The 22,965-nt window shown below is 72.5% G+C and carries 20 protein-coding genes; 7 read left to right on the forward strand and 13 right to left on the reverse strand.

Annotated elements, in window-relative coordinates; genetic code table 11:
- Nucleotides 1-252: 252 nt before the first annotated feature.
- On the forward strand, nt 253-3,000 hold the full coding sequence (ppdK, locus tag BJ965_RS26265; protein ID WP_376777940.1) for a pyruvate, phosphate dikinase: 2,748 nt from the start codon (nt 253-255) through the stop codon (nt 2,998-3,000).
- Nucleotides 3,001-3,171: 171 nt separating this feature from the next.
- Here ppdK and BJ965_RS26270 read toward each other — a convergent pair whose 3' ends face one another.
- The 5 genes from BJ965_RS26270 to BJ965_RS26290 all read right to left on the reverse strand — a co-directional run bounded on the left by BJ965_RS26270 (nt 3,172) and on the right by BJ965_RS26290 (nt 8,147).
- Nucleotides 3,172-3,690: an NUDIX hydrolase gene (locus tag BJ965_RS26270; RefSeq protein WP_184911455.1), complete on the reverse strand. Its 519-nt coding sequence runs from the start codon at nt 3,688-3,690 to the stop codon at nt 3,172-3,174.
- Between the two features lie 92 nt (nt 3,691-3,782).
- Complete coding sequence (locus BJ965_RS26275; protein WP_376777941.1) at nt 3,783-4,286, reverse strand: excalibur calcium-binding domain-containing protein; 504 nt, start codon at nt 4,284-4,286, stop codon at nt 3,783-3,785.
- Between the two features lie 109 nt (nt 4,287-4,395).
- Nucleotides 4,396-5,553, reverse strand: coding sequence for an alkaline phosphatase PhoX (locus BJ965_RS26280; RefSeq protein WP_184911464.1), 1,158 nt, complete (start codon nt 5,551-5,553; stop codon nt 4,396-4,398).
- A gap of 213 nt (nt 5,554-5,766) precedes the next feature.
- A complete protein-coding gene (locus tag BJ965_RS26285; RefSeq protein ID WP_184911467.1) occupies nt 5,767-7,254 on the reverse strand; it encodes a sensor histidine kinase in 1,488 nt (495 codons plus the stop codon).
- Complete coding sequence (locus BJ965_RS26290) at nt 7,251-8,147, reverse strand: response regulator transcription factor (RefSeq protein ID WP_184911471.1); 897 nt, start codon at nt 8,145-8,147, stop codon at nt 7,251-7,253. The genes BJ965_RS26285 and BJ965_RS26290 overlap by 4 nt, the downstream gene beginning before the upstream one ends.
- 217 nt (nt 8,148-8,364) lie before the next feature.
- On the opposite strand from BJ965_RS26290, the gene BJ965_RS26295 reads away from it, so the two are divergent.
- A complete protein-coding gene (locus tag BJ965_RS26295; protein ID WP_184911476.1) occupies nt 8,365-8,970 on the forward strand; it encodes a carbonic anhydrase in 606 nt (201 codons plus the stop codon).
- A gap of 476 nt (nt 8,971-9,446) precedes the next feature.
- Nucleotides 9,447-11,186, forward strand: a complete 1,740-nt coding sequence (locus BJ965_RS26300; protein WP_246548275.1) for a SulP family inorganic anion transporter — start codon at nt 9,447-9,449, stop codon at nt 11,184-11,186.
- A gap of 79 nt (nt 11,187-11,265) precedes the next feature.
- Here BJ965_RS26300 and BJ965_RS26305 read toward each other — a convergent pair whose 3' ends face one another.
- Complete coding sequence (locus tag BJ965_RS26305) at nt 11,266-11,694, reverse strand: peptidase inhibitor family I36 protein (RefSeq protein ID WP_184911479.1); 429 nt, start codon at nt 11,692-11,694, stop codon at nt 11,266-11,268.
- A gap of 232 nt (nt 11,695-11,926) precedes the next feature.
- Here BJ965_RS26305 and BJ965_RS39535 point away from each other — a divergent pair, with 232 nt between their 5' ends.
- The gene (locus BJ965_RS39535) at nt 11,927-13,480 is read left to right on the forward strand and encodes a helix-turn-helix domain-containing protein (RefSeq protein WP_246546039.1); all 1,554 of its coding nucleotides are present in this window, start codon (nt 11,927-11,929) and stop codon (nt 13,478-13,480) included.
- Nucleotides 13,481-13,549: 69 nt separating this feature from the next.
- On the opposite strand, the gene nirD is transcribed toward BJ965_RS39535, so the two are convergent.
- Genes nirD through BJ965_RS26330 form a run of 3 tightly spaced genes read right to left on the reverse strand, consistent with a single transcriptional unit; the run spans nt 13,550 to nt 17,732 of the window.
- On the reverse strand, nt 13,550-13,900 hold the full coding sequence (nirD, locus tag BJ965_RS26320; protein ID WP_184911483.1) for a nitrite reductase small subunit NirD: 351 nt from the start codon (nt 13,898-13,900) through the stop codon (nt 13,550-13,552).
- Nucleotides 13,897-16,515 (reverse strand): nitrite reductase large subunit NirB, encoded by a 2,619-nt coding sequence (nirB, locus tag BJ965_RS26325; protein WP_184911486.1) that lies wholly within the window; start codon nt 16,513-16,515, stop codon nt 13,897-13,899. The genes nirD and nirB overlap by 4 nt, the downstream gene beginning before the upstream one ends.
- Nucleotides 16,515-17,732, reverse strand: coding sequence for an NAD(P)/FAD-dependent oxidoreductase (locus BJ965_RS26330; RefSeq protein ID WP_184911489.1), 1,218 nt, complete (start codon nt 17,730-17,732; stop codon nt 16,515-16,517). Before BJ965_RS26330 ends, nirB begins: the two co-directional genes overlap by 1 nt.
- A gap of 373 nt (nt 17,733-18,105) precedes the next feature.
- Here BJ965_RS26330 and BJ965_RS26335 point away from each other — a divergent pair, with 373 nt between their 5' ends.
- On the forward strand, nt 18,106-18,888 hold the full coding sequence (locus BJ965_RS26335) for a sulfite exporter TauE/SafE family protein (RefSeq protein WP_184911493.1): 783 nt from the start codon (nt 18,106-18,108) through the stop codon (nt 18,886-18,888).
- Here the strand turns inward: BJ965_RS26335 and BJ965_RS26340 are convergent.
- Nucleotides 18,885-19,796: an NAD(P)-dependent oxidoreductase gene (locus BJ965_RS26340; RefSeq protein ID WP_184911498.1), complete on the reverse strand. Its 912-nt coding sequence runs from the start codon at nt 19,794-19,796 to the stop codon at nt 18,885-18,887. The two genes, BJ965_RS26335 and BJ965_RS26340, sit on opposite strands and share 4 nt — an antisense overlap.
- 111 nt (nt 19,797-19,907) lie before the next feature.
- Between BJ965_RS26340 and BJ965_RS26345 the strand changes: the two genes are divergently transcribed.
- Complete coding sequence (locus tag BJ965_RS26345; RefSeq protein ID WP_184911502.1) at nt 19,908-20,306, forward strand: winged helix-turn-helix transcriptional regulator; 399 nt, start codon at nt 19,908-19,910, stop codon at nt 20,304-20,306.
- Here the strand turns inward: BJ965_RS26345 and BJ965_RS26350 are convergent.
- Both BJ965_RS26350 and BJ965_RS26355 read right to left on the reverse strand, forming a co-directional pair.
- Nucleotides 20,244-20,849 (reverse strand): class F sortase, encoded by a 606-nt coding sequence (locus BJ965_RS26350; protein WP_184917565.1) that lies wholly within the window; start codon nt 20,847-20,849, stop codon nt 20,244-20,246. The two genes, BJ965_RS26345 and BJ965_RS26350, sit on opposite strands and share 63 nt — an antisense overlap.
- Before the next feature lie 166 nt (nt 20,850-21,015).
- Nucleotides 21,016-21,537 carry a hypothetical protein gene (locus BJ965_RS26355; protein WP_184911505.1) on the reverse strand — a complete coding sequence of 174 codons (522 nt, stop codon included), beginning with the start codon at nt 21,535-21,537 and terminating at the stop codon, nt 21,016-21,018.
- A gap of 273 nt (nt 21,538-21,810) precedes the next feature.
- Between BJ965_RS26355 and BJ965_RS26360 the strand changes: the two genes are divergently transcribed.
- Nucleotides 21,811-22,419: an NADPH-dependent FMN reductase gene (locus BJ965_RS26360; protein ID WP_184911508.1), complete on the forward strand. Its 609-nt coding sequence runs from the start codon at nt 21,811-21,813 to the stop codon at nt 22,417-22,419.
- 17 nt (nt 22,420-22,436) lie between these two features.
- Here the strand turns inward: BJ965_RS26360 and BJ965_RS26365 are convergent, their stop codons facing one another.
- The gene (locus tag BJ965_RS26365; RefSeq protein WP_184911511.1) at nt 22,437-22,853 is read right to left on the reverse strand and encodes a gamma-glutamylcyclotransferase family protein; all 417 of its coding nucleotides are present in this window, start codon (nt 22,851-22,853) and stop codon (nt 22,437-22,439) included.
- Nucleotides 22,854-22,965: the final 112 nt, after the last annotated feature.

Raw genomic sequence — 22,965 nt, forward strand, 5'->3', positions numbered from 1 at the left:
ATCGTTCATCGAGCGAAATCAAGTGTGCGGAAACCCTGCTCAGATGAGCGCTCAGAGGGGGCGAGAGAGGTTCTTGCGTTCAAGAAGTGAAAACACGCGCCCGCGATCGCTTGCCGAGCCTTGACTTTCGATCCGCTGGCGGACGACTGGTTACAGGCGTATGACGCACGAGTGGACGTACCCAGAAGCCTTTGATCTGGGTATGTTCCTGGCCGTCAGGGCAGCCACCGCGTCCTCGAGGAGTCGAGACCCGTGTCGGAAAACAAAGATCTTCAGGTAGCTGAGCACGGCACCAGCGTTGAGGGCGTGAAGTTCGTCTACGACTTCACCGAGGGCAACAAGGACCTCAAGGACCTCCTCGGCGGCAAGGGCGCGAACCTCGCGGAGATGACAAACCTGGGCCTTCCGGTCCCTCCCGGCTTCACCATCACCACCGAGGCCTGCAAGGTCTACCTCGACAGCGGCGAGGAGCCGGCGGCACTGCGTGACGAGGTGAGTGCGCACCTCGACGCGCTCGAGGCCCGCATGGGCAAGAAGCTCGGCCAGGCCGACGACCCGCTGCTGGTGTCGGTGCGCTCGGGCGCCAAGTTCTCCATGCCCGGCATGATGGACACCGTCCTCAACATCGGCCTCTCCGACAAGTCGGTGCAGGGCCTGGCCAAGCAGGCCGGCGACGACCGGTTCGCGTGGGACTCCTACCGCCGCCTCATCCAGATGTTCGGCAAGACCGTCCTGGGTGTCGACGGCGAGCTGTTCGAGGACGCGCTGGACGCGGCCAAGACGGCCAAGAAGGTCACGGTCGACACCGAGCTTGAGGCCGCCGACCTCAAGAAGCTCGTCACCAAGTTCAAGAAGATCGTCAAGACCGAGGCCGGCCGGGACTTCCCGCAGGACCCCCGCGAGCAGATGGACCTCGCCATCCACGCGGTCTTCGACTCCTGGAACACCGACCGGGCCAAGCTCTACCGCCGCCAGGAGCGCATCCCGCACGACCTGGGCACGGCCGTCAACGTCTGCTCCATGGTCTTCGGCAACCTCGGCCCCGACTCCGGCACCGGCGTCGCCTTCACCCGCGACCCCGCCTCCGGCCACCAGGGCGTCTACGGCGACTACCTCCAGAACGCGCAGGGCGAGGATGTCGTCGCGGGCATCCGCAACACCGTGCCGCTCGCCGATCTGGAGCAGATCGACAAGAAGTCCTACGACCAGTTGATGCAGATCATGCAGACGCTGGAGAACCACTACAAGGACCTCTGCGACATCGAGTTCACCATCGAGCGCGGTGTCCTGTGGATGCTCCAGACCCGCGTCGGCAAGCGCACCGCGGGCGCGGCCTTCCGCATCGCGACCCAGCTGGTCGACCAGGGCCTGATCGACGAGGCCGAGGCGCTCACCCGCGTCAACGGCGCCCAGCTCGCGCAGCTGATGTTCCCGCGCTTCGACGAGGACGCGAAGGTGGCACAGGTCGGGCGCGGCATCGCCGCCTCCCCGGGCGCGGCCGTGGGCAAGGCCGTCTTCGACTCCTACACGGCCGTGAAGTGGTCGCGTTCCGGCGAGAAGGTCATCCTGATCCGCCGTGAGACCAACCCCGACGACCTGGACGGCATGATCGCCGCCGAGGGCATCCTGACCTCCCGCGGCGGCAAGACCTCCCACGCGGCCGTGGTCGCGCGCGGCATGGGCAAGACCTGTGTCTGCGGCGCCGAGGAGCTGGAGGTCGACACCAAGCGCCGCCGGATGACCGTGCCGGGCGGGCACGTCGTCGAGGAGGGCGACGTCGTCTCCATCGACGGCTCCTCGGGCAAGGTCTACCTCGGCGAGGTACCCGTCGTGCCGTCGCCGGTCGTGGAGTACTTCGAGGGCCGGATGCACCCCGGTGCCGACGACGCCGACGAGCTGGTCGAGGCCGTCCACCGGATGATGGCCTTCGCCGACCGCAAGCGCCGCCTGCGGGTGCGCGCCAACGCCGACAACGCCGAGGACGCGCTGCGCGCCCGCCGCTTCGGCGCCCAGGGCATCGGCCTGTGCCGCACCGAGCACATGTTCCTCGGCGACCGGCGCGAGCTGGTGGAGCGGCTGATCCTGGCCGACACGGACACCGAGCGCGAGGAGTCCCTCAAGCAGCTGCTTCCGCTCCAGAAGCAGGACTTCGTGCAGCTCTTCGAGTCGATGGACGGCCTCCCGGTCACCGTCCGCCTGCTGGACCCGCCGCTGCACGAGTTCCTCCCGGACATCACCGAGCTGTCCGTCCGCGTGGCCCTCGCCGAGTCCCGCCAGGAGCCGCACGAGAACGAACTGCGCCTGCTCCAGGCCGTGCACCGGCTGCACGAGCAGAACCCGATGCTGGGCCTGCGCGGTGTCCGTCTCGGCCTGGTCATCCCCGGCCTGTTCACCATGCAGGTCCGCGCGATCGCCGAGGCCGCGGCCGAGCGCAAGGCCGCCAAGGGCGACCCCCGCGCCGAGATCATGATTCCGCTCGTGGGCACGGTGCAGGAGCTGGAGATCGTGCGTGAGGAGGCCGACGCGGTCATCGCCGAGGTCGAGGCGGCCTCGGGCGCGCAGCTGAAGCTGTCCATCGGCACGATGATCGAGCTGCCGCGCGCCGCGCTGACCGCCGGTCAGATCGCCGAGGCCGCGGAGTTCTTCTCCTTCGGCACGAACGACCTCACCCAGACGGTGTGGGGCTTCTCCCGGGACGACGTGGAGGCGAGCTTCTTCACGGCGTACCTGGAGAAGGGCATCTTCGGTGTCTCCCCGTTCGAGACGATCGACAAGGACGGCGTGGGTTCCCTCGTGAAGCTGGCCGCCAAGGCCGGCCGCGAGACCCGCCCCGACCTCAAGCTCGGCGTCTGCGGCGAGCACGGCGGCGACCCCGAGTCGGTTCACTTCTTCCACGAGGTCGGACTCGACTACGTCTCCTGCTCCCCGTTCCGCATCCCGGTGGCCCGCCTGGAAGCGGGCCGGGCCGCGGTCCAGTCCCAGGGCAGCGACCACCGCTGACCCGGGGGCGGAGAACCCGGAGCCGTCGGCGGTCCCCGACCCTCACCGATCGCGGCGGCTCCGGTGCACGGAGAAGAGCGGGGCGGCACCTTGTGCGGGGTGCCGCCCCGCTCTCGCGCGTTCCGTCTTCTCGCGTTGTCGCGAGCTCCGTTCAGGGCGGCCCGGCGACGGTCACTGCGGCAGGCCGTCGCGCAGGCATACGACCGTGCCGCTGCGGGCCGCGGTCAGCAGGGCGGTGAGGGTGGGAAGCCCGGTCGCCAGCGGGGTGGCCTCCAGGTCGGCGAGGGCGAACAGGCCGTGGTGGTCGTGCTCCGAGCTGCGCCGGACGGGCTGCCCCGCCGGGAGCCTGCCGCCGTGGAAGTAGAAGTCGATCACCGGCCCGGTGTCCAGCACGTCGGCCCGGTGGTCGTACCCGATGAACGGCAGGTCCCCTTCGAGGGTGATGCCGGTCTCCTCGTGCAGCTCCCGGCGGGCGGCGCCGACGGGGTCCTCGCCGTGGTCGAGCATGCCGCCCGGCAGCCCCCAGAGGCCCGCGGCGGGCTGGCCCCCGGCGTAGCGCAGCAGCAGGATACGGTCCTCGGCGTCGAGCAGCAGGACGCAGGACGCGACGATGGTCTGCGGCAGTGTCCTGACCCACTCGGCACGGGGCAGCACACGCGGCGCGTTCGGGGCGGGCACGGTCGTGTCCACGGTGGTGTTCCTTCCGTCGGCTGGGCAGCCCGGAACGAGCTGCCCGAACGGTGGAACGGCCGGGCCCGCCGATGGTCACCGGCACGTCCGCCTCAGATGTCGCAGGCGACCCCGTCGTTGTCCCGGTCCAGGTGGGAGGCGTACCCGGGCTCACCCCGGTGGATGGGCGCGGCCCCGGCGGCACGGACCTCGCTGCAGTTGCCGTAGTACACGTCCGCGCCGCCCCCGGAGCCGCCTGAGCCGCCGTCGTCGGACCCGCCGGCCGCCGCCGGTCGTGCGGTGACCGTGGTGGTGACCCTGACGGTCTTCGTGGCGGTGACGGTGGGAGCGGGCTCCGGCTCCTTCGGGGGCGGTGTCGTGGTGGCCGTGGTGGTGGCGGTGACCGTGACGGTCGGACGGGGCTTGGCGGACGCCGGCTTCGCGTCGTCCGTGGTCTCCCCGCCGCTCGTGCCGATGCCGGCACCGATGAACAGGGCCAGCCCGAGGGCGGGCAGCACGTAGCGCTTCCGGGCCCAGCGGGGTGCGGGTCCGCCGGGCTGCGGCGCCGGCGGTGCGGGGTACGGGCTGTTGTGCGGGCCGGTGTACGGATTGGTCATGGTCATCCCCCCAGGGCTGGTACGTGAGGGGATGACCGTAGGGCCGGACGGTCCGGCGTGAGGGAGGGGTGACCAACTTGTGATGATCGTGTGAAGCAGGTCCCGTCGGCTACGAGCGGAACGGGCCCGTCACCTCGTACGTGATGCCGCCCGAGGACGAGCCGCTGGTGCCGCGCTGGCTGGAGAAGTAGAGGCGGGTGCCGTCCGGGGAGAAGGCGGGGCCCGTGATCTCCGAGGCCGACTGGCCGTCGACGCGCAGGAATGAGGCGACGACGTCGTCCGGGGTGATCACGCAGATCTCCATGGTGCCGCCGTCCTCGGCGACGAACAGGTCGCCGGAGGAGGTGCCGGTGATGTTGTCGACGCCGGTGAGCGGGGCCGTTCCGTTGACGAGGGAGTCGTCGTAGGCCAGCTCGTAGGTGTTGTCGAGGAGGTTGAGCTGCCAGACGCGGTTGTCGCCCTTGGTGGTGAACCAGACCGTGTCGTTCGCGTAGTGGCAGCCCTCGCCGCCGTTGAAGGACTTCGAGCCGGAGACCTGGGAGCGGGTGGCGGTGGGGGAGCCGTCCGGGTCGGGGATGTCGGTCCAGGTGAAGGAGCCGCTGGTGGCGCTGCCCGCGACCATCACCTGTAGTTTGCCGGACGACAGGTTGCCCCAGGTCGTCGGGACGAAGCGGTAGAAGCGGCCGTTCGTCTCGTCCTCGGTCAGGTAGATCACCCTGCGCACCGGGTCGGCGGCTGCCGCCTCGTGCTTGAAGCGGCCCATCGCCGCGCGCTGCACCGCCGCGTTCGTGCCCCACGGGTCGGTCTCGTAGACGTAGCCGAGGGAAACCTCCTCGCAGGACAGCCAGGTGTTCCACGGCGTCTTGCCGCCTGCGCAGTTCTGCCGCGTGCCCGACAGGATGCGGTATGCGCCGGTGATCGCGCCCGTCGACGAGAACTTCACCGCGCTCGCGCCGCCCGAGGGGTTGATCTCGGAGTTGGAGACATAGATCCAGCCCGTGCCGTCGGCGTAACAGGCGCCGCCGTCCGGGGCGTTGTGCCAGGTGTACGACGTGGTCCCGACCCGCTGGCCCGACCGGGCGATGACGCGGCTGGTGAAGCCGGCGGGGAGTCTGACGCCGTTGGCGTCCGGGGAACCCAGCGGCCCGTAGGGGCCGGTGCCGGGCTGGGCCGGGGCCGCGTACGCGGCCCCGCGCCACAGGGTTCCGCCCAGAGCGGCCGATGTGCCGCCGAGGACGGCCGCACGCAGGAGGCTACGACGTTCCACTCTCACTCCAAGAGGTGCCGTACCGCCCCGCCGCCGGTCGACGGCAGGGTCGTGCGTGGGGGGAGGCGGAAAGGACGCTAGGGGCGCCGGATTGACGGGGCATGGACAACTTGTGGCCGTGGGGCGGCATGCTGTGTACCGCCTGTTCTCGGAGTGCGGGAACCGCACCCGGAAGCGGAACCGCACCCGGAAGCCGCAGCACCGTCTTGGTGCCTACGCCGGCAGCGCCGGGGCCTCCCGTCTCGGCCTCCTCGGGCGGTCGCCGCCCGGCCCGGGGGCGACCTCGCCCGGCGGTCGCGCGGACGGCAGCCGGATCACCACGTCCAGGCCACCGGTCGCCGCCGCGCGCAGCGCCGCCTCGCCGCCGCTGGCGTGGGCGAGGCGCTGCACCAGGGCGAGACCGAGACCCGTACCGCCCTTGGGCGCGCCCGGGGCCCGCCAGAAGCGGTCGAAGGCCCGGGCCCGCTGCTCCTCCGTCATCCCCGGGCCCTCGTCGGTGACGTGCAGGTCGACCCAGCGGGGCCGGCTGTCACGCAACGCCCGTCGGGGCGGCGCCTGGAGCCGCAGCTCGATCGTGACGGTGCTGCCCGTCGGGGATGCCCGCAGGGCGTTGGACAGCACGTTGTCCATGATCTGCTCGACGGCCCCCGGTACGGCGAGCACCGGGCCCACGCTCCCCGCGAAGAGCACGAGGGAGACGCCCTCCCGGGCGAACAGCGGCTGCCAGGTACGGTGCCGCTCCGCGCAGACCCCGCCCAGATCGACGGTGGCGGGGATGGCCGCGTGCTCCTCCAGCCGGGCCATGGCCAGCAGATGCTCGACCATGCGGGCCAGCCGGTCCGTCTCGGTGACGGCGGCGGTGAGGCTGCCCCGGGCCCGGGCGGCGATGTCCGGCTCCAGGTTCTCCAGACGCAGCCGCAGCGCCGCCAGCGGGGTCTTCAGCTGGTGCGAGGCCTCGCCCGCGAACGCCCGCTGGGACGCCAGCAGATGGGCGAACCGGGCCGCCGTGTGGTTGAACGCGGCGGCCAGACTGCGTACTTCCGGTGGCCCCTTCGTGATCGTCACCGGCGCGAACCGGCCGCCCTCGGCCAAGTCGTGCGTGGCCTGCTCCAGTTCACGGATGGGGCGGCCCGCCCAGCGGGCGAAGGCGAAACCGACCACGGCGACCGCCGTCAGCACGGCGCATCCGCCCAGCGCGAGCAGCAGCCAGACGTGGTGCACCCGCTCGTGGACCGTCCTCGTCGGCACGGTCAGCCACACCGCACCCACCGGCCGCGCCTCCTGGCCGACCGGCGCGGCCACCGACAGGTACTCGACCCCGCCGATGGTGGAGGTACGGACGTCCACGGTCGAGGTGCCCCGCAGCGCCGCCGCGATGCCCGGCCGGGCGGCCAGGGTGCCGGACATCCCGGGGTCCAGCCGGTGCGAGGCGGCGAGCAGCGTGCCCGCCGCGTCGACGATCACGACCTTGCCCCCGATGCGCTGCGCACAGTGCGCCACCCGCGCGGGCAGGTCCCGCTCGGCCCGCCCCGCCGCGAGGGACAGCGCGGCGTACGCGGAGACCGACTCGGCCTCGTCCGTCGCCGCGTTGACGACCCGCTCCCGCTCACCGCGCGAGTACACGAACCCCAGCGGGATCTCCAGGCAGAGCAGCACCAGCACCGCGAGGCTGAGGTAGCTGAGCAGCAGCCGGCGGGTCACGGAGAGGCCACCCGCGCGGTCGGCCCCGTGTGCACCGCCAGCCGGAAACCGACGCCCCGCAGGGTCCTGATCCACGCCGGGTGCCCCAACTTGCGTCGCAACGCGGCCACATGGACGTCCAGGGTCTTGGTCGGGCCGTCGTAGTGCGGGTCCCAGACGCGGTCGAGGATCTGCTGCCGCGAGTAGACCGCGCCCGGGTCCTCGCTGAGCAGCGCCAGCAGGTCGAACTCCTTGGGCGTGAGCGGGACGGGGGCGTCGCCGACCCAGACCTGGCGGGTACGGCGGTCCACCACGAGCGGGCCCGGGTCGTGCGCAGGGTCGGGGGCGGGGTCGTCCGCGGCGGTCGCGGGGGGCTCGTAGGAGAGGGCCGGGGCCGGTTCGTACGCGGGGGCGGGAGGCCGTTCGTACGCGGAGGCCGGAGCCGGTTCGTAGGCGGGGGTCGGAGCCGGTTCGTACGCGGGGGGCCGGGCCGGTTCGTACGGTGGTGGCTCGGGGAGGCCCCGGGCGCCCGGGGCCTCGGGGAACGCCTGGTGGGCGCGGTGTGTGCGGCGGGTCACCGCGCGGACCCGGGCGACCAGTTCCCGCACGCTGAATGGTTTCGCCAGGTAGTCGTCGGCGCCCAGTTCCAGGCCCAGCACGCGGTCGGCCTCCTCGCCGCGCGCGCTGAGGATGACGATGGGCACGTCCGAGACCTGCCGGATGCCGCGGCACACATCGATGCCGTCCATGTCCGGCAGTCCCAGGTCGAGCAGGACGACGTCGTGGTACGGGCCTCTGAGGCCGTCCGTGCCGTTGGCGACGTGGTCGACCGTCAGCCCGAAGTTGCCGAGCCCTTCCATGAGCGGCTCGGCGATCGTCTCGTCGTCTTCGATGAGCAGCACTCGTAGGCCCATACGTCCCGTCTCTCCGTGAAGTCGGCATGAATCCGGGCAGGGTGAATTCGCATTCTCTGCCGAGGAGTTCACACGCTACAAGAAGACGCTGCTTCTGGGAATCCGGACAAAGAATGTTCAATTGCTGGACGGGCTCTGGGGTTTGCTTAACCTTCTGCTGTAGGTCGGCGGTCTACGGTGGGGTGCACAGGAGGAACTACCAGCTCAGGAGGTTGTTTTGAAGACTCTGCTGGATCGTGCCCGCACGTTCAGGACGCGCGTCGATTTCGACAGCGTCGCATATCGGAAACTGGCCGAAGGGCAATATCCGGAGGCGCTGTTCATTACCTGCTCGGACTCGCGCGTCATACCAGCGATGATCACGGGTGCACGGCCCGGGGAGATATTCGAGCTACGGAACGCGGGCAATATCGTGCCGCCCTACGGACGGCCCGGGGCCTGTGGAGAGGCGGCCACCATCGAGTACGCGCTGGAGGTGCTCGGGGTTCAGGACATCGTGGTGTGCGGTCACTCACACTGCGGTGCGATGGGTGCCCTGAAGTCCGGTGACGACCTGTCGTCCCTGCCCGGCGTGGACGCCTGGCTCCGCCTCGCGCGCCCGGAGCTGACCTCCGTACTGGAGACCGCGCCGGACGACCCGTCCCTGCCGGAGGTCTCCCAGGGCAATGTGGTCAACCAGCTGGCCGCACTGCGCAGTTACCCCGTGGTGCGGCAACGCCTCGACTCGGGCCGGCTCCGGCTGCACGGCTGGTACTACGAGGTCGACACCGGCTTCGTCTACGAACTCGGCGACGAGGGCGACTTCCGGGTGCACGCCGCGTGAGCGGGGCGCATGCGCGGGGGAGGGGACGGGGAGGGCGGCCGGCCTACCCGGCGGGGGGTGCAGTGGGCCGGGGGGCCGCCGACACCGGGGGCTGGGGGACAGCCGACATCGGGGGCTGGGGGCCACCAGAGCCCCTGGAGGGGGCCGGGGGATGGGGGACGGCCGGAGGGGAGACAGGGGCTGGGGTTTGGCCGGCGGGTGATCCTGCGGGGGGCGCGGGAGCCGCCTGGGGGCCGGGGGGTGGGACACCGGCAGGTGCGCCGGGTGATCCCGGGGACGGTCCGGGGGGCTTTGCCGGGGACCTTTCCGGGGGCGGCGGCGCCGGGGGAGGCCTGGCCGGTGGGGCAGGCGGCTGGGGGATGGGCGGGTCGGCAGAAGGGGGGCGCTCGGCCCGCGGAACGGGCGGGAATCCTCCCGGTGGCCCGGTCGCAGGCCGTGCGCGCGGTGGTGCCCTGGGCGGGCTGATCCGCGGAGCGATGAGCGGCGCCAAGGGCCTGGGGGCCAAGGGCGCCGACGGCAAGGGTCTCCGTGGCGAGGTGCCCGGCGGCAAGGGTCTCGGTGGCAAAGGTGGCGCCAGGAGGGACCTCGCCACCGACATCACCGCCTCCCTCGTCGTCTTCCTCGTCGCCCTGCCGCTGTGCATCGGTGTCGCCGTCGCCTCCGGCGTCCCCGCCGAACTGGGGATCATCTCCGGGGTGATCGGCGGCCTGGTCGTGGGCGCGGTCCGGGGCAGCACGCTCCAGGTCAGCGGCCCGGCCGCCGGTCTCGCCGCGCTGGTCGCGGAAACCGTCGCCGAGGTCGGCGTGGCCATGCTCGGCGTGATCGTGCTGTTCGCCGGCATCCTCCAGATCATCCTGGGGCTGGTCCGGCTCGGACGGATGTTCCAGGCCATCTCCGTCGCCGTCGTCCAGGGCATGCTCGCCGGCATCGGTGTGCCGCTGATGTTCAGCCAGGCCTATCCGATGGCCGACGCCAAGGCCCCCGGCACCGCGCTCGAGAACATGGCCGGCATTCCCGGGCTGCTGGCCGCCGTTCTGACGAACCCGCAGGCGATGATCGCCACCCTGCTCGGCGTCGTCACGATCGTGCTCAGCTTCGTCTGGAAGAAGGTGCCCGGGCCGGCCGGGAAGATCCCCGCCGCCCTGGTGGCCGTGGGGATCGGCATGGTCGTCGCCGCGCTGCCCGGCGTGGACGTGAAGACGCTCCAGGTGGGCAACCTGCTCAACTCCGTGCAGGTGCCGGGCGGTGCGCAGTTCGCCGCGCTCGCCGACGGGACGATCATCACCGCGATCCTCACGTTCACGGTCATCGCGTCCGCGGAGAGCCTGTTCACGGCCGCTGCCGTGGACCGTATGCACAGCGGCCCGCGTACCCGCTACAACACCGAGCTGATCGCGCAGGGGGCGGGCAACACCGTCGCGGGCATCCTCGGCGCGCTCCCCATCACCGCGGTGGTGGCACGCAGTTCGGCGAACGTTCAGGCCGGGGCCAAGACCCGGCTCTCACGCACCCTGCACGGCCTGTGGCTGCTCCTGTTCGCGCTGCTGCTGCCGCAGGTGCTCGCGCTGATCCCGATCTCCGTGCTCGCCGGTGTCCTCGTGCACAGCGGCTGGAAGCTGTTCGGGCCCGCCGAGTTCCCGAAGATGTGGCGGCAGGACAGGGGCGAGTTCGCGGTGATGACGCTGACCATGCTGGTCATCGTGGCGACCGCGCTGCTGGAGGGCGTGCTGTTCGGTCTCGCCGCGGGGATCGTGCTGGCCGCGCTGCGCATGTCGCAGACCGTGATCCGCCAGCACGTGGAGCAGGACACGGCGAAGGTCGTCATGGCGGGCAACGCCACGTTCCTGCGGCTGCCGAAGGTGATCGACGCGCTGGAGGCGGCCGCCGCGTCCGGGAAGCCGCGGATCCGGCTCGACCTGACCGGCGTGACCCACCTGGACCACGCCTGCCGCCAGCAGGTCGAGGAGTTCACCGCCCAGCAGCGGGGACTCGGGCTGCGGGTGGAGCTGCTGATGCCGGGGGAGGCGAAGCCGGCCGGTGCCGCGCCGCCCGCCTTCGAGGGCCCGGCGACGGCGCCGCTGCCCAGGCGTCCGGTCACCACCGCCGGGGAGGCCGCGGTGGAACCGCCGCCCTGGCCCACCGTGGACGCCGAGTGGTTCTACCTCGACACGAGGCCCCTCCCGGAGGAGCACGCGCGCTCACCCCTCGTGGGCTGATCCGCCCGCCCGGGACATGCCGAGGTGGCGTGCACGCCCGAGCAGGCGTGCACGCCACCGCGTTCGTGCCGGGGCCGGATCAGCCGCAGCTGCCCGAGATCCACCGGTGGGAGCGGACCTTGTACGTACCGGCCAGGTTGCCGCCGTGCTGCTGGCGGGTGCAGCCGACGCGGTCGGAGTAGTTGGCGCCCCGGTAGTACGCGACACCGGTGGAGCTGCTGGTGCCGGCGTTCCACACCGACTTCACGTTGGTCGTGGCGGCCCAGGAACACCTGACGGCACCGCTCTGCCAGTCGGGGTCTGCCACGTCCCACGCGCACTTGCTGCCGGTGAAGTTGGCGCCGGTCCAGAAGCAGATGTGCCCGGACGCGCAGTCCACCGCGGCGGGCGCGGCAGGAGCCGCCGACGCGGAGCTCGGCACGGCCAGGGCGGTGACGGCGGCGGCGCTGACGGTGAGAACCGCGAGCAGTGACTTCGTACGAGAGTTCCGGCGTACGGAAAGGCGCATGAGCCTGGTCTCCTCGGAGGTGGGGACGGTTGAGCGGACGGCCCGACGCTGGCAAGGCACGACCGGGCCGGGCAAGGACGCAGGGGCCTTCTGGGATGCCGGGACGGCGGCCCGGCGCCTGCCTGGCGTGTTCCGGAACTGTTGGGACGGCCATGGGACGCCTTTGGTGGCACAGTGTCGGCACGAGACGCCCGACCAGCGTCCGTTGGGGATTCCCGAGGGGGGAATGGCGTTGTCCGCATGCCCTGAAACGGAGCGGTTCGCCGCGTTGTTGCGTTCGCTCAAGAGCCGGTCCGGGCTGAGTTACGAGGCCCTCGCCAGGAAGTCCGGGCTGGCGGGCTCGACGCTGCACCGCTACTGCCGCGGTACGTCGGTGCCGCAGGACTACGGCAGCGTGCACCGGCTGGCCACGGTGTGTGGCGCGACCCCGGACGAACTGCGCACCCTGCACCGCCTGTGGGCCCTGGCCGACGCGGCGCGGGCCGCTGCCGCGGCTGGTGCCGGTGCCGGTTCCGCGGCCGGTGCCGGTTCCGTGGCCGGTGCCGGTGACGGCTCCGCGGCCGGTGCGGAGGAAGGGGACGACCGAGCGGAATCCGAGGCCGGAGGACGGGCACGCGCCACGGACTCGGCCCCCGGCCGGGACGCCGGGCCCGTCACGGACTCGGCCCCCGGCCGGGCTGTCGGGCCCGCCGCGGACGCAGCCCGTGGCCGGGACGCCGAGACCGCGACAGATGCGGCCTCGGGCCGGGCTGCCGGGCCCGTCACGGACTCGGCCCGCGGCCGGGCTGTCGGGCCTGCCGCGGACGCAACCCGTGGCCGGGACGCCGAGACCGCGACAGATGCGGCCTCGGGCCGGGAGACCGTGCGCGCCACGGACTCGGCCCGCGGCCGGGCTGTCGGGCCTGCCGCGGACGCAACCCGTGGCCGGGACGCCGAGACCGCGACAGATGCGGCCTCGGGCCGGGAGACCGTGCCCGTCACGGACTCGGCCCCCGGCCGGGACACCGCGCCCACCACGGACACCGCCCCCGGCCGGGACCCAGGCCGCCCGGGCATCGCGCCGAGCCCGCGCCCCGCCGGGTGGTCACGTCGGCGCCGGCTGCGCACCTCCGTCGTCACCGCCGCGGTTGTCGCCGCCGTTTCCGTCTCCGCCTGGGCCCTGACGAACGGCCGGTCACCCTCCGCCGGCGCAGGGCGCGGCGCCGGCGAGGACCGGCCGTTGTTCTCGGCCGGCTGCTCGTCCGTGATCGCGATGGGCCAGCACGACGAGTGCGTGCGGGAGGTGCAGCGGCTGCTGCACGCCAAGGGCGCGGACATCGGCGTGGACGGGGACTTCGGGCCGCAGACCCTGCGCCGCGTCACGGCCTTCCAGGTGCTCGCCGGACTCCAGCCCAACGGAGTCGTCGGGGAGCCGACGAAGAAGGCGCTGTACACCTCGCGGGTCCGGATGGGCGTGTGGTCGCCGCAGAAGGTGCGGCAGCGGGTGCGGGAGGCGTTTCCCGAGGTGCCGGACAAGGCGGTGGCCATCGCCGACTGCCAGTCCTTCCTCGACCCGCTGCACATCCTCCCCAACACCAACGGCACCCGGAACTGGGGCCTGTTCCAGATCTCCGACGCCCGGCTGCGCGAACTGGGCGGCACACCGCGCGAGGCACTGGACCCGGAGTGGAACATCCGGGCGGCCCGGAAACTGTGGAGCCGGGACCGCGACTTCGGCGACTGGCCCCACTGCGAACGCGCCGCCGACGCCCCCCGCTCCCCGGCGACAGCTCACTCCGGGACGTGATCAATGCACAGAGCACCCCTCCGTGAAGAAGGGGTGCTCCTGTTCCGGGGGACTGCTCCGGCCGTCCGGCTACGCGATCCGCACCTTGTACGCCGTCACCCGTACCGTCTCGTCGTCCAGGCACTCGCCCGACGTCAGGTCGAAGCGCTGCTTCAGCAGAGGGGAGGCGACGAAGGGGCGGCCCTGGTGGGTGCCCGTGAGGCCCCGGGAGAGGACCGCCGCGCCGGTGAAGGGGTCGCGGTTGTCGATGGCGAAGAGGTCGCCGGAGCGGTCGCGGAAGATCGCGGCCTGCCGGCCGTCCGGCAGCAGTGCGGCCACCCCGCGCCCCGGCAGCAGCGCCGTCAGGTCGCAGACCGTGAACCAGTCGTCGTCCAGGGCGAGTTCGATCTTGAGGTCGGTGGTCTCGAGTGCCAGGGTCATCGCTGGGCGCTTCCTTCCAGTACGTCAGCGGCGGGTCGCATGCCGATGGACAGCAGCGGCAGGTCGGGCTTCATCTGGTCGCGCTCGGGCACGAAGGCGACGACGGGGTCCGGGGTGTCCGGGGCGTTCACGAAGGACACGAACCGGGCAAGCTTCTCGGGGTCGTTGATGGTCTCGGCCCACTCGTCGCGGTAGTGCGCGACGTGCGCCCGCATCAGCTGCTCCAGCTCGTCGCAGATGCCGAGCGAGTCGTGGACGACGACGTCCCGCACGTGGTCGAGGCCGCCGGGGATCCGCTCCAGCCAGGTGGAGGTGCGCTCCAGGCGGTCGGCCGTACGGATGTAGAACATCAGGAACCGGTCGATCAGGCGGATCAGTTCGGCGTCCGACAGGTCCTGCGCGAGCAGGTCCGCGTGACGCGGGGTCGCGCCGCCGTTGCCGCCGACGTAGAGGTTCCAGCCGTTGGCCGTGGCGATCACGCCGAAGTCCTTCGACTGGGCCTCGGCGCACTCGCGCTGGCAGCCGGAGACCGCCGACTTGAGCTTGTGCGGCGAGCGCAGGCCCCGGTAGCGCAGCTCCAGGTCGATCGCCATCTTCACCGAGTCCTGGACGCCGTAGCGGCACCAGGTCTGGCCGACGCAGGACTTCACCGTGCGCAGCGACTTGCCGTAGGCGTGGCCGGACTCGAAGCCGGCGTCCACCAGCCTGGCCCAGATCAGCGGCAGTTGCTCGACGCGGGCACCGAACATGTCGATCCGCTGACCGCCGGTGATCTTCGTGTAGAGGCCGAAGTCGCGGGCGATCTCGCCGATCACGATCAGCTTCTCCGGGGCGATCTCGCCGCCGGGGATCCGCGGCACGACCGAGTACGAGCCGTTCTTCTGCAGGTTGGCCAGGAAGTGGTCGTTGGTGTCCTGAAGGGCCGCCTGCTCGCCGTCCAGGACGTAGCCGCTCGCGCCGATCGTCGGGGCGAGGGAGGCGATGATCGAGCCGACGGCCGGCTTGCAGACCTCGCAGCCGTCACCGCCCCGGGCCTCCTCGCGGCCGTGCCGGTCGAGCAGGTCCTGGTAGGTGGTGATGCGCAGGGCGTGGACGATCTCGTAGAGCTCCTCGCGGGTCTGCCCGAAGCAGCCGCACAGGCCCTTGTCGACCTCGACGCCGCTCGCCTCCAGCTCGGCGTTGACGAGCTGGCCGAGGACCTTGACGCAGGAGCCGCAGCCGGTGCCGGCCTTGGTGCACTTCTTCACCTCGGGCACCGTCGTGCACTGGTGGTCGGTGACCGCGCCGCGGATCGTGCCCTTGGAGACGTTGTGGCAGGAGCAGACGATCGCCTCGTCCGGCAGCGCGGACGGGCCGAGCTGCACGGACTCCCCGGCCCCGGCGGGCAGCACCAGCGACTCGGGGGAGACCGGCGGGACGGATCCGGTGAACGCCTTCAGCGTGCCGTACGCCTCCGCGTCGCCGACCAGGATGCCGCCGAGCAGCGTGCCGTCCCGGCCGATGACCAGCTTCTTGTACAGGCCCGCACGGGAGTCGGAGTAGACGACGTCCAGGCAGTCCTCGGCGGTGCCGTGCGCGTCACCGAAGGACGCCACGTCCACACCGAGCAGCTTCAGCTTGGTGGACAGGTCGGCACCGGTGAAGGACGCCTCGTCCGAGGCGATCGTCGCCGCGGCCGTCTCGGCCTGCTCGTAGCCAGGCGCCACCAGGCCGTACACCCGGCCGTCGGAGGCCAGCGCGCACTCGCCGATCGCGAAGACGTGCGGGTCGGCGACCGTACGGCACTGCTCGTCGACGGTGATGCCGCCGCGCTCCCCGACCGTCAGGCCGCAGTCGCGGGCCAGTTGGTCGCGGGGGCGCACACCGGCCGAGAACACCACCATGTCGGCGGCGAGTTCGGAACCGTCGGAGAGCTTCATGCCGGTGACGGCGCCCTCGGAGTCGACCAGGATCTCCTGCGTGCCCACGCCCGTGTGGACGCTCAGGCCCATCTCCTCGATGGTGCGCAGCAGCGCGGCACCGCCGCCGTCGTCGACCTGGACGGGCATCAGCCGGGGCGCGAACTCCACGATGTGCGAGGTGAGTCCGAGGCCCTTCAGCGCCCCGGCGGCCTCCAGTCCGAGCAGGCCGCCGCCGACCACGGCACCCACCTCGGCCTTCGACTTGGCGTACTCCTCGATCGCGAGGAGGTCCTCGATCGTGCGGTAGACGAAACAGCCCTCGGCGTCCTTGCCCGGGACCGGCGGGACGAAGGGGTAGGAGCCGGTGGCGAGGACGAGGACGTCGTAGTCGAAGACCTCGCCGGACCTGGCGGTGACCTTGCGGGCCTCGCGGTCGACGGAGACCGCCGGGTCACCGACGTACAGCTCGATGCCGTGCGTGGCGATGAACTCCATGTCCGTCATGGACAGGTCCTCAGGGGTCTTCCCCGAGAAGTACGACGTGAGCGCCACGCGGTCGTAGGCCGGGCGCGGCTCCTCGCAGAGCACGACCACGCGGTGCGTGGCGGTCAGGCCGCGCTCGGCGAGGGCCTCGAGGAAGCGCTGGCCGACCATGCCGTGGCCGACGAGCACGATCGTGGGGGTGGCCTCCGTGGCCTCCGGGGTGGCGGTCATCAGGAGCCTCCATCGTTGGTGAGCAGGTGGAGCAGCGGGCCGCCGTCGGAGGGGAGCGGCTCTGCTCCCTCCCAGGCGCGGGCGAGCGCGCCGACGGTGCCGAGTTCGCCGACGAGGACCCCGCCGACCAGGCGGTCGTCGCGGACGACGACCTTGCGGTAGGTGCCGCGGGTGGCGTCGGCGAGCTGGACGACGTCGTCGCCCGGGAGGGCCTCGGTCTCGCCGAACGCGGCGAGGTCGAAGGGGCTGTCGTGCCCGTTGAGCGTGAGCCGCGTCAGGGAACGCGTGCCGGTGTACCGGGCGGTGGGGTCACCGGCCAGCAACTCGGCCAGCGCGTCGGCCTGTTCGAGTGCCGGAGTGGCGAGGCCGTACACCGTGCCGTGGTGCTGGACGCAGTCCCCGAGGGCGTGGATGTGCGGGTCGGAGGTGCGGAGCTCGTCGTCGACGACGATGCCCTTGCGCACCTCCAGGCCGGCTGCCTGCGCCAGACCCACCCGCGGATGGACCCCGCAGGCCAGGACCACGAGGTCGGCGTCGAGGGCGTAGCCGTCGGCCATCTCCACCGAGCGGACCGCACCGCCGACACAGCGCACGTCGCGCACGCGCAGGTCGGTGTGCACCTCGACGCCGAGGTCGGTGAGATGGCGCCGGACCAGCTTCGAGGCGGCCGGGTCGAGCTGGCGCTCCATCAGCCGCTCGGACTGCTGGGCGAGGACGACCTGCGCGCCGCGCAGCGCGAGGGCGCGGGCCGCGGAGACGCCGAGGAGCCCGCCCCCGATGACGACCGCCTTCGTGCCCGGCCGGACCGCCTTGGACAGTCCCAGGCAGTCGTCCATGGTGCGGAACGCGTGGACGCCCTCGGGAAGTTGGCGGTTCTCGGTGAACAGGCCGCGCAGGGGCGGCAGCACGGGGTTGGATCCGGTGGCCAGGACGAGCGTGCCGTATGCGATCACCGAGCCGTCCGCGCACCGCACGGTCCGCGCCGCGCGGTCGATCCCGGTGACCCGGCCGCGGGTCAGTGCCGCGGGCGCCGGCAGGGCGATCACCTCGGGGCTGTACCGTCCGGCCAGCACCTCGGCGAGCAGCACCCGGTTGTAGGGCCGGTGTTCCTCCTCGCCGATCAGCAGCGCGGGCGTGCCGAGCTCACCGAGCCGCCGGGCGAGCCGTACGCCCGCGAGGCCGGTGCCGATCACCACCACACGCTCATTCGAGGTCATGTCCTTGAGCGTGCGGTGCCGGTGTTACCCGGCAGCATCACCTCTGTTTCCCGCGGGGAACGCTGCCCTCAGCGGGCAGGGGCGCCGGGTGTGAGGGTTCCTGAAGTGCGAAGACGGCTGGCTGTGAGGGGTTCGGCGGTGCGGGGGCGGCGGTTTGTGAGGGGTTCCCGCGGTGGTCGGAAGGGTGGGGGACGGCGGTCTGTGCGGGGTCCCAGCAATGGTCCGTGGTGCGGGGGACGGCGGTCTGTGACGGATCCCGCGGTGGTCCGTGGCGCGGGGGACGAGGAACTGTGACGGTTCCCGCAGTGAGGCGACGGTGGGCTGTGAGGGGCGTCGCAGAGGCGGCGTACCGGCCTCGCATAAGGTCGCGATCATGCCCGACATATCGCTGACCATGATCGTCCTGCTCTGCGTCGCGGCCCTCGCCGCCGGCTGGATCGACGCCGTGGTCGGCGGGGGCGGCCTCCTGCTGCTGCCCGTGCTGCTGCTCGGACTGCCGGCGAACACACCCGCCGCGTGCGCGCTCGGCACCAACAAGGCCGTCGCCATCGTCGGCACCACCGGCGCGGCCGTGACGTACGCCCGCAAGGCTCCCGTGGACGTCCGTACCGCCGTCCGCATCGGGCTGGCCGCCCTCGCCGGATCCTCCGCCGGGGCGTTCTTCGCGGCTGGGATGAGCACCGACGTCCTCAAGCCGGTGATCATGGTGGTGCTGCTCGGGGTCGCAGCTTTCGTGATCCTGCGGCCCGCCTTCGGCACGGCCCCCGCGACCGGCCCGGCCACCCGCCGCCGGGTCCTCGCGGCGATCGGCCTGGCCGGCCTCGGCATCGGCTTCTACGACGGACTCATCGGCCCCGGCACCGGCACGTTCCTGGTCCTCGCGCTCACCGCGATCCTCCACCTCGACCTCGTCACGGCCTCCGCCACCGCCAAGATCGTCAACTGCTGCACCAACGCGGGCGCCCTCGCCACTTTCGCCTGGCAGGGCGCGGTCCTGTGGCAGCTGGCCGCCCTGATGGCCGTATTCAACCTGGCGGGCGGCACCCTCGGCGCCCACACCGCCCTCAAGCAGGGCAGCGGCTTCGTGCGCGTCGTGCTGCTCACGGTCGTCTTCGCCCTGGTGGCGAACCTGGCCTACGAACAGTGGCTGGCCTAGCGCCCTCGCAGGTCCAGCAACTCCACCATCCCCGTCCCGTCCTCGTCCCCGTGCCCCTGCGCGAGCCGTCGCTCCATGAGCTCCGCGTACGGCGTCAGCAGCTCCGGACTGACCCGCTGCTCCTCGGCCGTGCGCAGCAGGGTGGCGTTGCCCGCGACCTGCATCGCGAGGTTGGAGACGACGTCGCGGGTGTAGTCGCCGCTCTGCAGCCGGTCGGCGCTCTGGTGCACGGCCGGGGCCATCGCGGTCAGCCAGTCAGCGAGCAGCGGTGCGAAGTCCTTCGGCGCGATGTTCTCCGGGCGGATCAGCGCGAAGGCGTGGGTGATGCCCGCGAACATGCCGCTCATCGCGCTCAGCAGCGCCACGTCGTGCAGCGCGGCGAACCCCGGGTCGGCCCCGACGAAGCGGGTGCCGGCCGGGACACCGAGGGTGTCGCGGTGCTCCTCGAACAGCTCGGGGGAGCCGCTGTAGAAGACGTAGCCGCCGGAGTCCGGGGCGCCGATCATCGGCGGGACGGCCATGATCCCGGCGTCCAGGAAGCGCGCGCCGCGCGCCTCGGCCCAGGCGGCCCGCGCCCGTCCCTCGGCCGGGGTGCCGGTGGTGAGGTTCACCAGGTCCCGCCCGGCGAGATCGGCCCCGTCGAGGGCCTCGCCCACGGAGACGTCGTCCAGGAGGCAGACGATCACCAGGCGGTTCGCCGCCACGGCGTCGGCGGCGCTCGCGGCGACCGTGGCGCCCTCGGCGGCGAGGGGCTCGGCCCGGGCGGCGGTGCGGTTCCAGACGGTCACTGCGTGCCCGGCGGCCAGCCAGACCCGGGCGAGGGCGGTGCCCATGGCGCCGGTGCCGAGAAGGGTGAGGGGAGTGAGGGGGGTGAGTGGCGTGCGGGGAGCAACTGCGTTGTCTGTCATGGCGTTTAGGCTCGTCGCAGGGGAGGCGCCTGCTCAAGTACCTACTTGGAAGTGGGTGGTTACCCCGGGGGAAGGGTGCAGGCAGCGGCAGCGGCAGGGGAGGGGCGGGGCATGGGGACGAGGACGACCGGGCGACGGCCGGGGGCGTACGTGTGCGGGATCGACGCGGCGATGGACGTGATCGGCGGCAAGTGGAAGGTGCTGATCCTCTGGGCGCTGAACGAGCGGCCGTGCCGCTTCGGGGAACTGCGCCGCGAACTGCCGGGCATCACCGAGAAGGTGCTCGCCTCGCACCTGCGGGAGATGGAGGCCGACGGCCTGGTGCACCGGGAGGCGTACGACGAGGTGCCGCCGCGGGTGGAGTACTCGCTGACGGCCCGGGGCGAGTCCCTGAACGAGGCCTTGGAGCCGCTGGGGGCCTGGGGGCGGGCCAACGTCCTGAGCGCGTCACCGGCTGCCGGTCAGGTGGGCGAAGACGACGACGTTCCCCTGGTACCCGGTGCCGCGTGAGTACCCGCCCCCGCAGGTGATGACGCGCAGTTCGGGACGGCGGGCGGGGCCGTAGACCTTCTCGTCGGGGAAGTCCTTCGCGTCGTACACCTCGACGGCGTCCACGGTGAACACCGCGACGCCGCCGTCCCGCCGGTCCACCTCGATGGTGCTGCCCCGGGCCAGGGCGCCGAGGTCGAAGAAGACGGCGGGGCCGTCGGCGTTGTCGACGTGGCCGGCGACGATCGCCGTGCCGGGCTCACCGGGCGTGGTGCCGGACTCGTACCAGCCGGCGAGGTTCTCGTCCGCGGCGGGCGGTACGTCGAGGCTGCCGGTCCTCGTCAGGCCGAGCCCGGTCAGCGGGGCGTTCACCCGGATCGCGGGGATGCGGATGCGGTCGGGCGGCGAGGGCGGCAGCGCGGGCACGGCGGGCCGCTCCCCGGCCCGGCCGTCCAGCCCGGCCCGGGCCTGCGCGGCGGACGGCTGCGGCGGGCCCTGCGTCGCGACACCGTCGCGCAGCAGCCACACCCCGGAGCACAGGGCGAACACCGTGACGGCCGCCATGGCCGCGTTCGCGGGATCGCGGACGCCGCTGCCGATCCAGGGGAACCTGCGCACACCCACCCCTTTCTGAGCCTCGGCCCCGTACCCCCCTCCGGGCCGCGAGGGGCGTCGGACCCGGAGGGGGAGGGGACATGCGGTACCGGCGACGGACAGCGGAGGGTGTCCGTCAGATCCCGTCGCCTCTCGCCCGGCGATGCAGGAGCCAGGTACCGCCCGCGGCGGCGACGGCGAGGGCCGCCACACCGGCCGCGGTCTGCACGGGGTCGGGGCCCAGGGCGCCGCCGACCCCCGTCTTCACGCTCCCCCGGGGATGCACCTGCCCGCGCATCGACGTCAGCGTGACCACCAGGTCCCCGGTGATCCGCCGGCCGCTGTCGCCGCAGGTGGCGGTGATCTCGTACGTGCCGGGCTGCGCACTCGGCGGCACCCGGAACCGCCCGGTCGCGTCCTGCCCGTGCGCGTCCGGCGCCAGGCTGAGGGAACCGGCCCCGACCGCGCTGGCGTCACCCGTCGCCGAGCCGCCGTCGCCGCAGGCCGCCGTGCGCACCGTGACCTGACCGCCGGGCCCGACCGAGTCCGGGGACACCTCCAGGCCACCGGCGGACGCGCCGTACGCGGGTGCCGCGGCCAGAGCCGCGGCGGCGACGGCGAGCGCGATGCCGGTCAGCGGCCGGGCGGTACGTCGCATCGGTGCTCCCCCTTCGAGCGGGTCGGTCGTGCGCCTGCCCTTCCGAGGTAACGGGCAGCGGGACGACCGCGCTTGCTGAGGGGGCGTCAGAATTGGGGTGAACGAGTGTCAGGGGGAGGTGAACCGGCGGCTTGTCGCGTTCGTTTCGGCAGGTCACGGGCGTTCGGCGGACCGGGTGCGGAAATGCGCGGGGTGCGCGTGTGAACGGGTGACCCGGGTATCCACGCGCCGCCGCTTGACCTCAAGGAAGGTTGAGGTACGAGGGTGTGCGACATGAACACAACCGCCATCGCACCAGCCGCCGCCGCGGCCGAACCCCTCCGCCTGACCCTCGTCGTGGGCAGCAACCGGCACGGCCGTTTCGGCCCCGTCGTCGCGGACTGGCTCCTCGGCCGCATCCGGGACCGGGACGACCTGGTCGCCGAGGTCGTGGACGTCGCCGAGGCCGCCCTGCCCATGTCGCTCGAACCGACTCCGGAGGCGACCGCCGCGCTGTCCGGCATCACCCCGAAGCTGGCCCGCGCGGACGCCTTCGTGGTCCTCACCCCCGAGTACAACCACTCCTTCCCGGCGGGCCTGAAGAACCTCGTCGACTGGCACTTCACCGAATGGCAGGCCAAGCCCGTCGGCCTGGTCTCCTACGGCGGCGTGTCCGGCGGCCTGCGGGCGGCGGAGCACCTGCGTCAGGTCTTCGCCGAGCTCCACGCCGTGACGGTCCGCGACACCGTCTCCTTCCACAACGCCGGTGCCTCCTTCGACGACCACGGCGCCCTGCGCGACCCCTCCGGCCCGGACGCGGCGGCCAAGACCATGCTGGACCAACTGGTGTGGTGGGGCCGGGCGTTGCGGGAGGCCCGGCTGAGCCGGCCGTACGGGACCTGAGCCCGCACCGCGGCCCGTCACACCCGCGCCCGCCAGTCCCCGCCCGCGATCGCCCGCCCCCGGGCCCGCAGTCGCGCGGCGACGGCGGGCGCGGCCAGGTACACCCAGGCCGGCACGGCCGCCCCGTCGGCCTCCCGTGCGACCGTGCGCTCCACGCGCACGTACAGACTGCGCGGATCCCCCGGCACGTACTCCTCCAGCCGGTCCAGCTCGGCGAGCAGCCCCTCGTACGCCTCCGGCAGCGCGGTGACCAGCTCCCCGCCGACCACTCCGCCGCCCGGTTCCTCGACCGCGTAGGGGTAGCCCGGCCCCTCGTACAGCACCGCGTCCGCGAGCCGGCCCGGCTCCTCGGAACGGGTGCGGCCGCGCAGGAAGAGGTCGTGGTTGACCTCCCCGGGACGGAGGGTGCCGTAGACGAAGAAGGGGAGGGTCACAGGAACGATTCTGCACCCTCACACACCTCCACAGCGGGGCTATGGACATGCCATGTCCGCGCCGCCTTAACTCGCGGTCAACATCAACGCCGCACCCGGTCGACCCCACGCG

The sequence above is a fragment of the Streptomyces luteogriseus genome (assembly GCF_014205055.1).
Classification (GTDB): Bacteria; Actinomycetota; Actinomycetes; order Streptomycetales; family Streptomycetaceae; genus Streptomyces; species Streptomyces luteogriseus.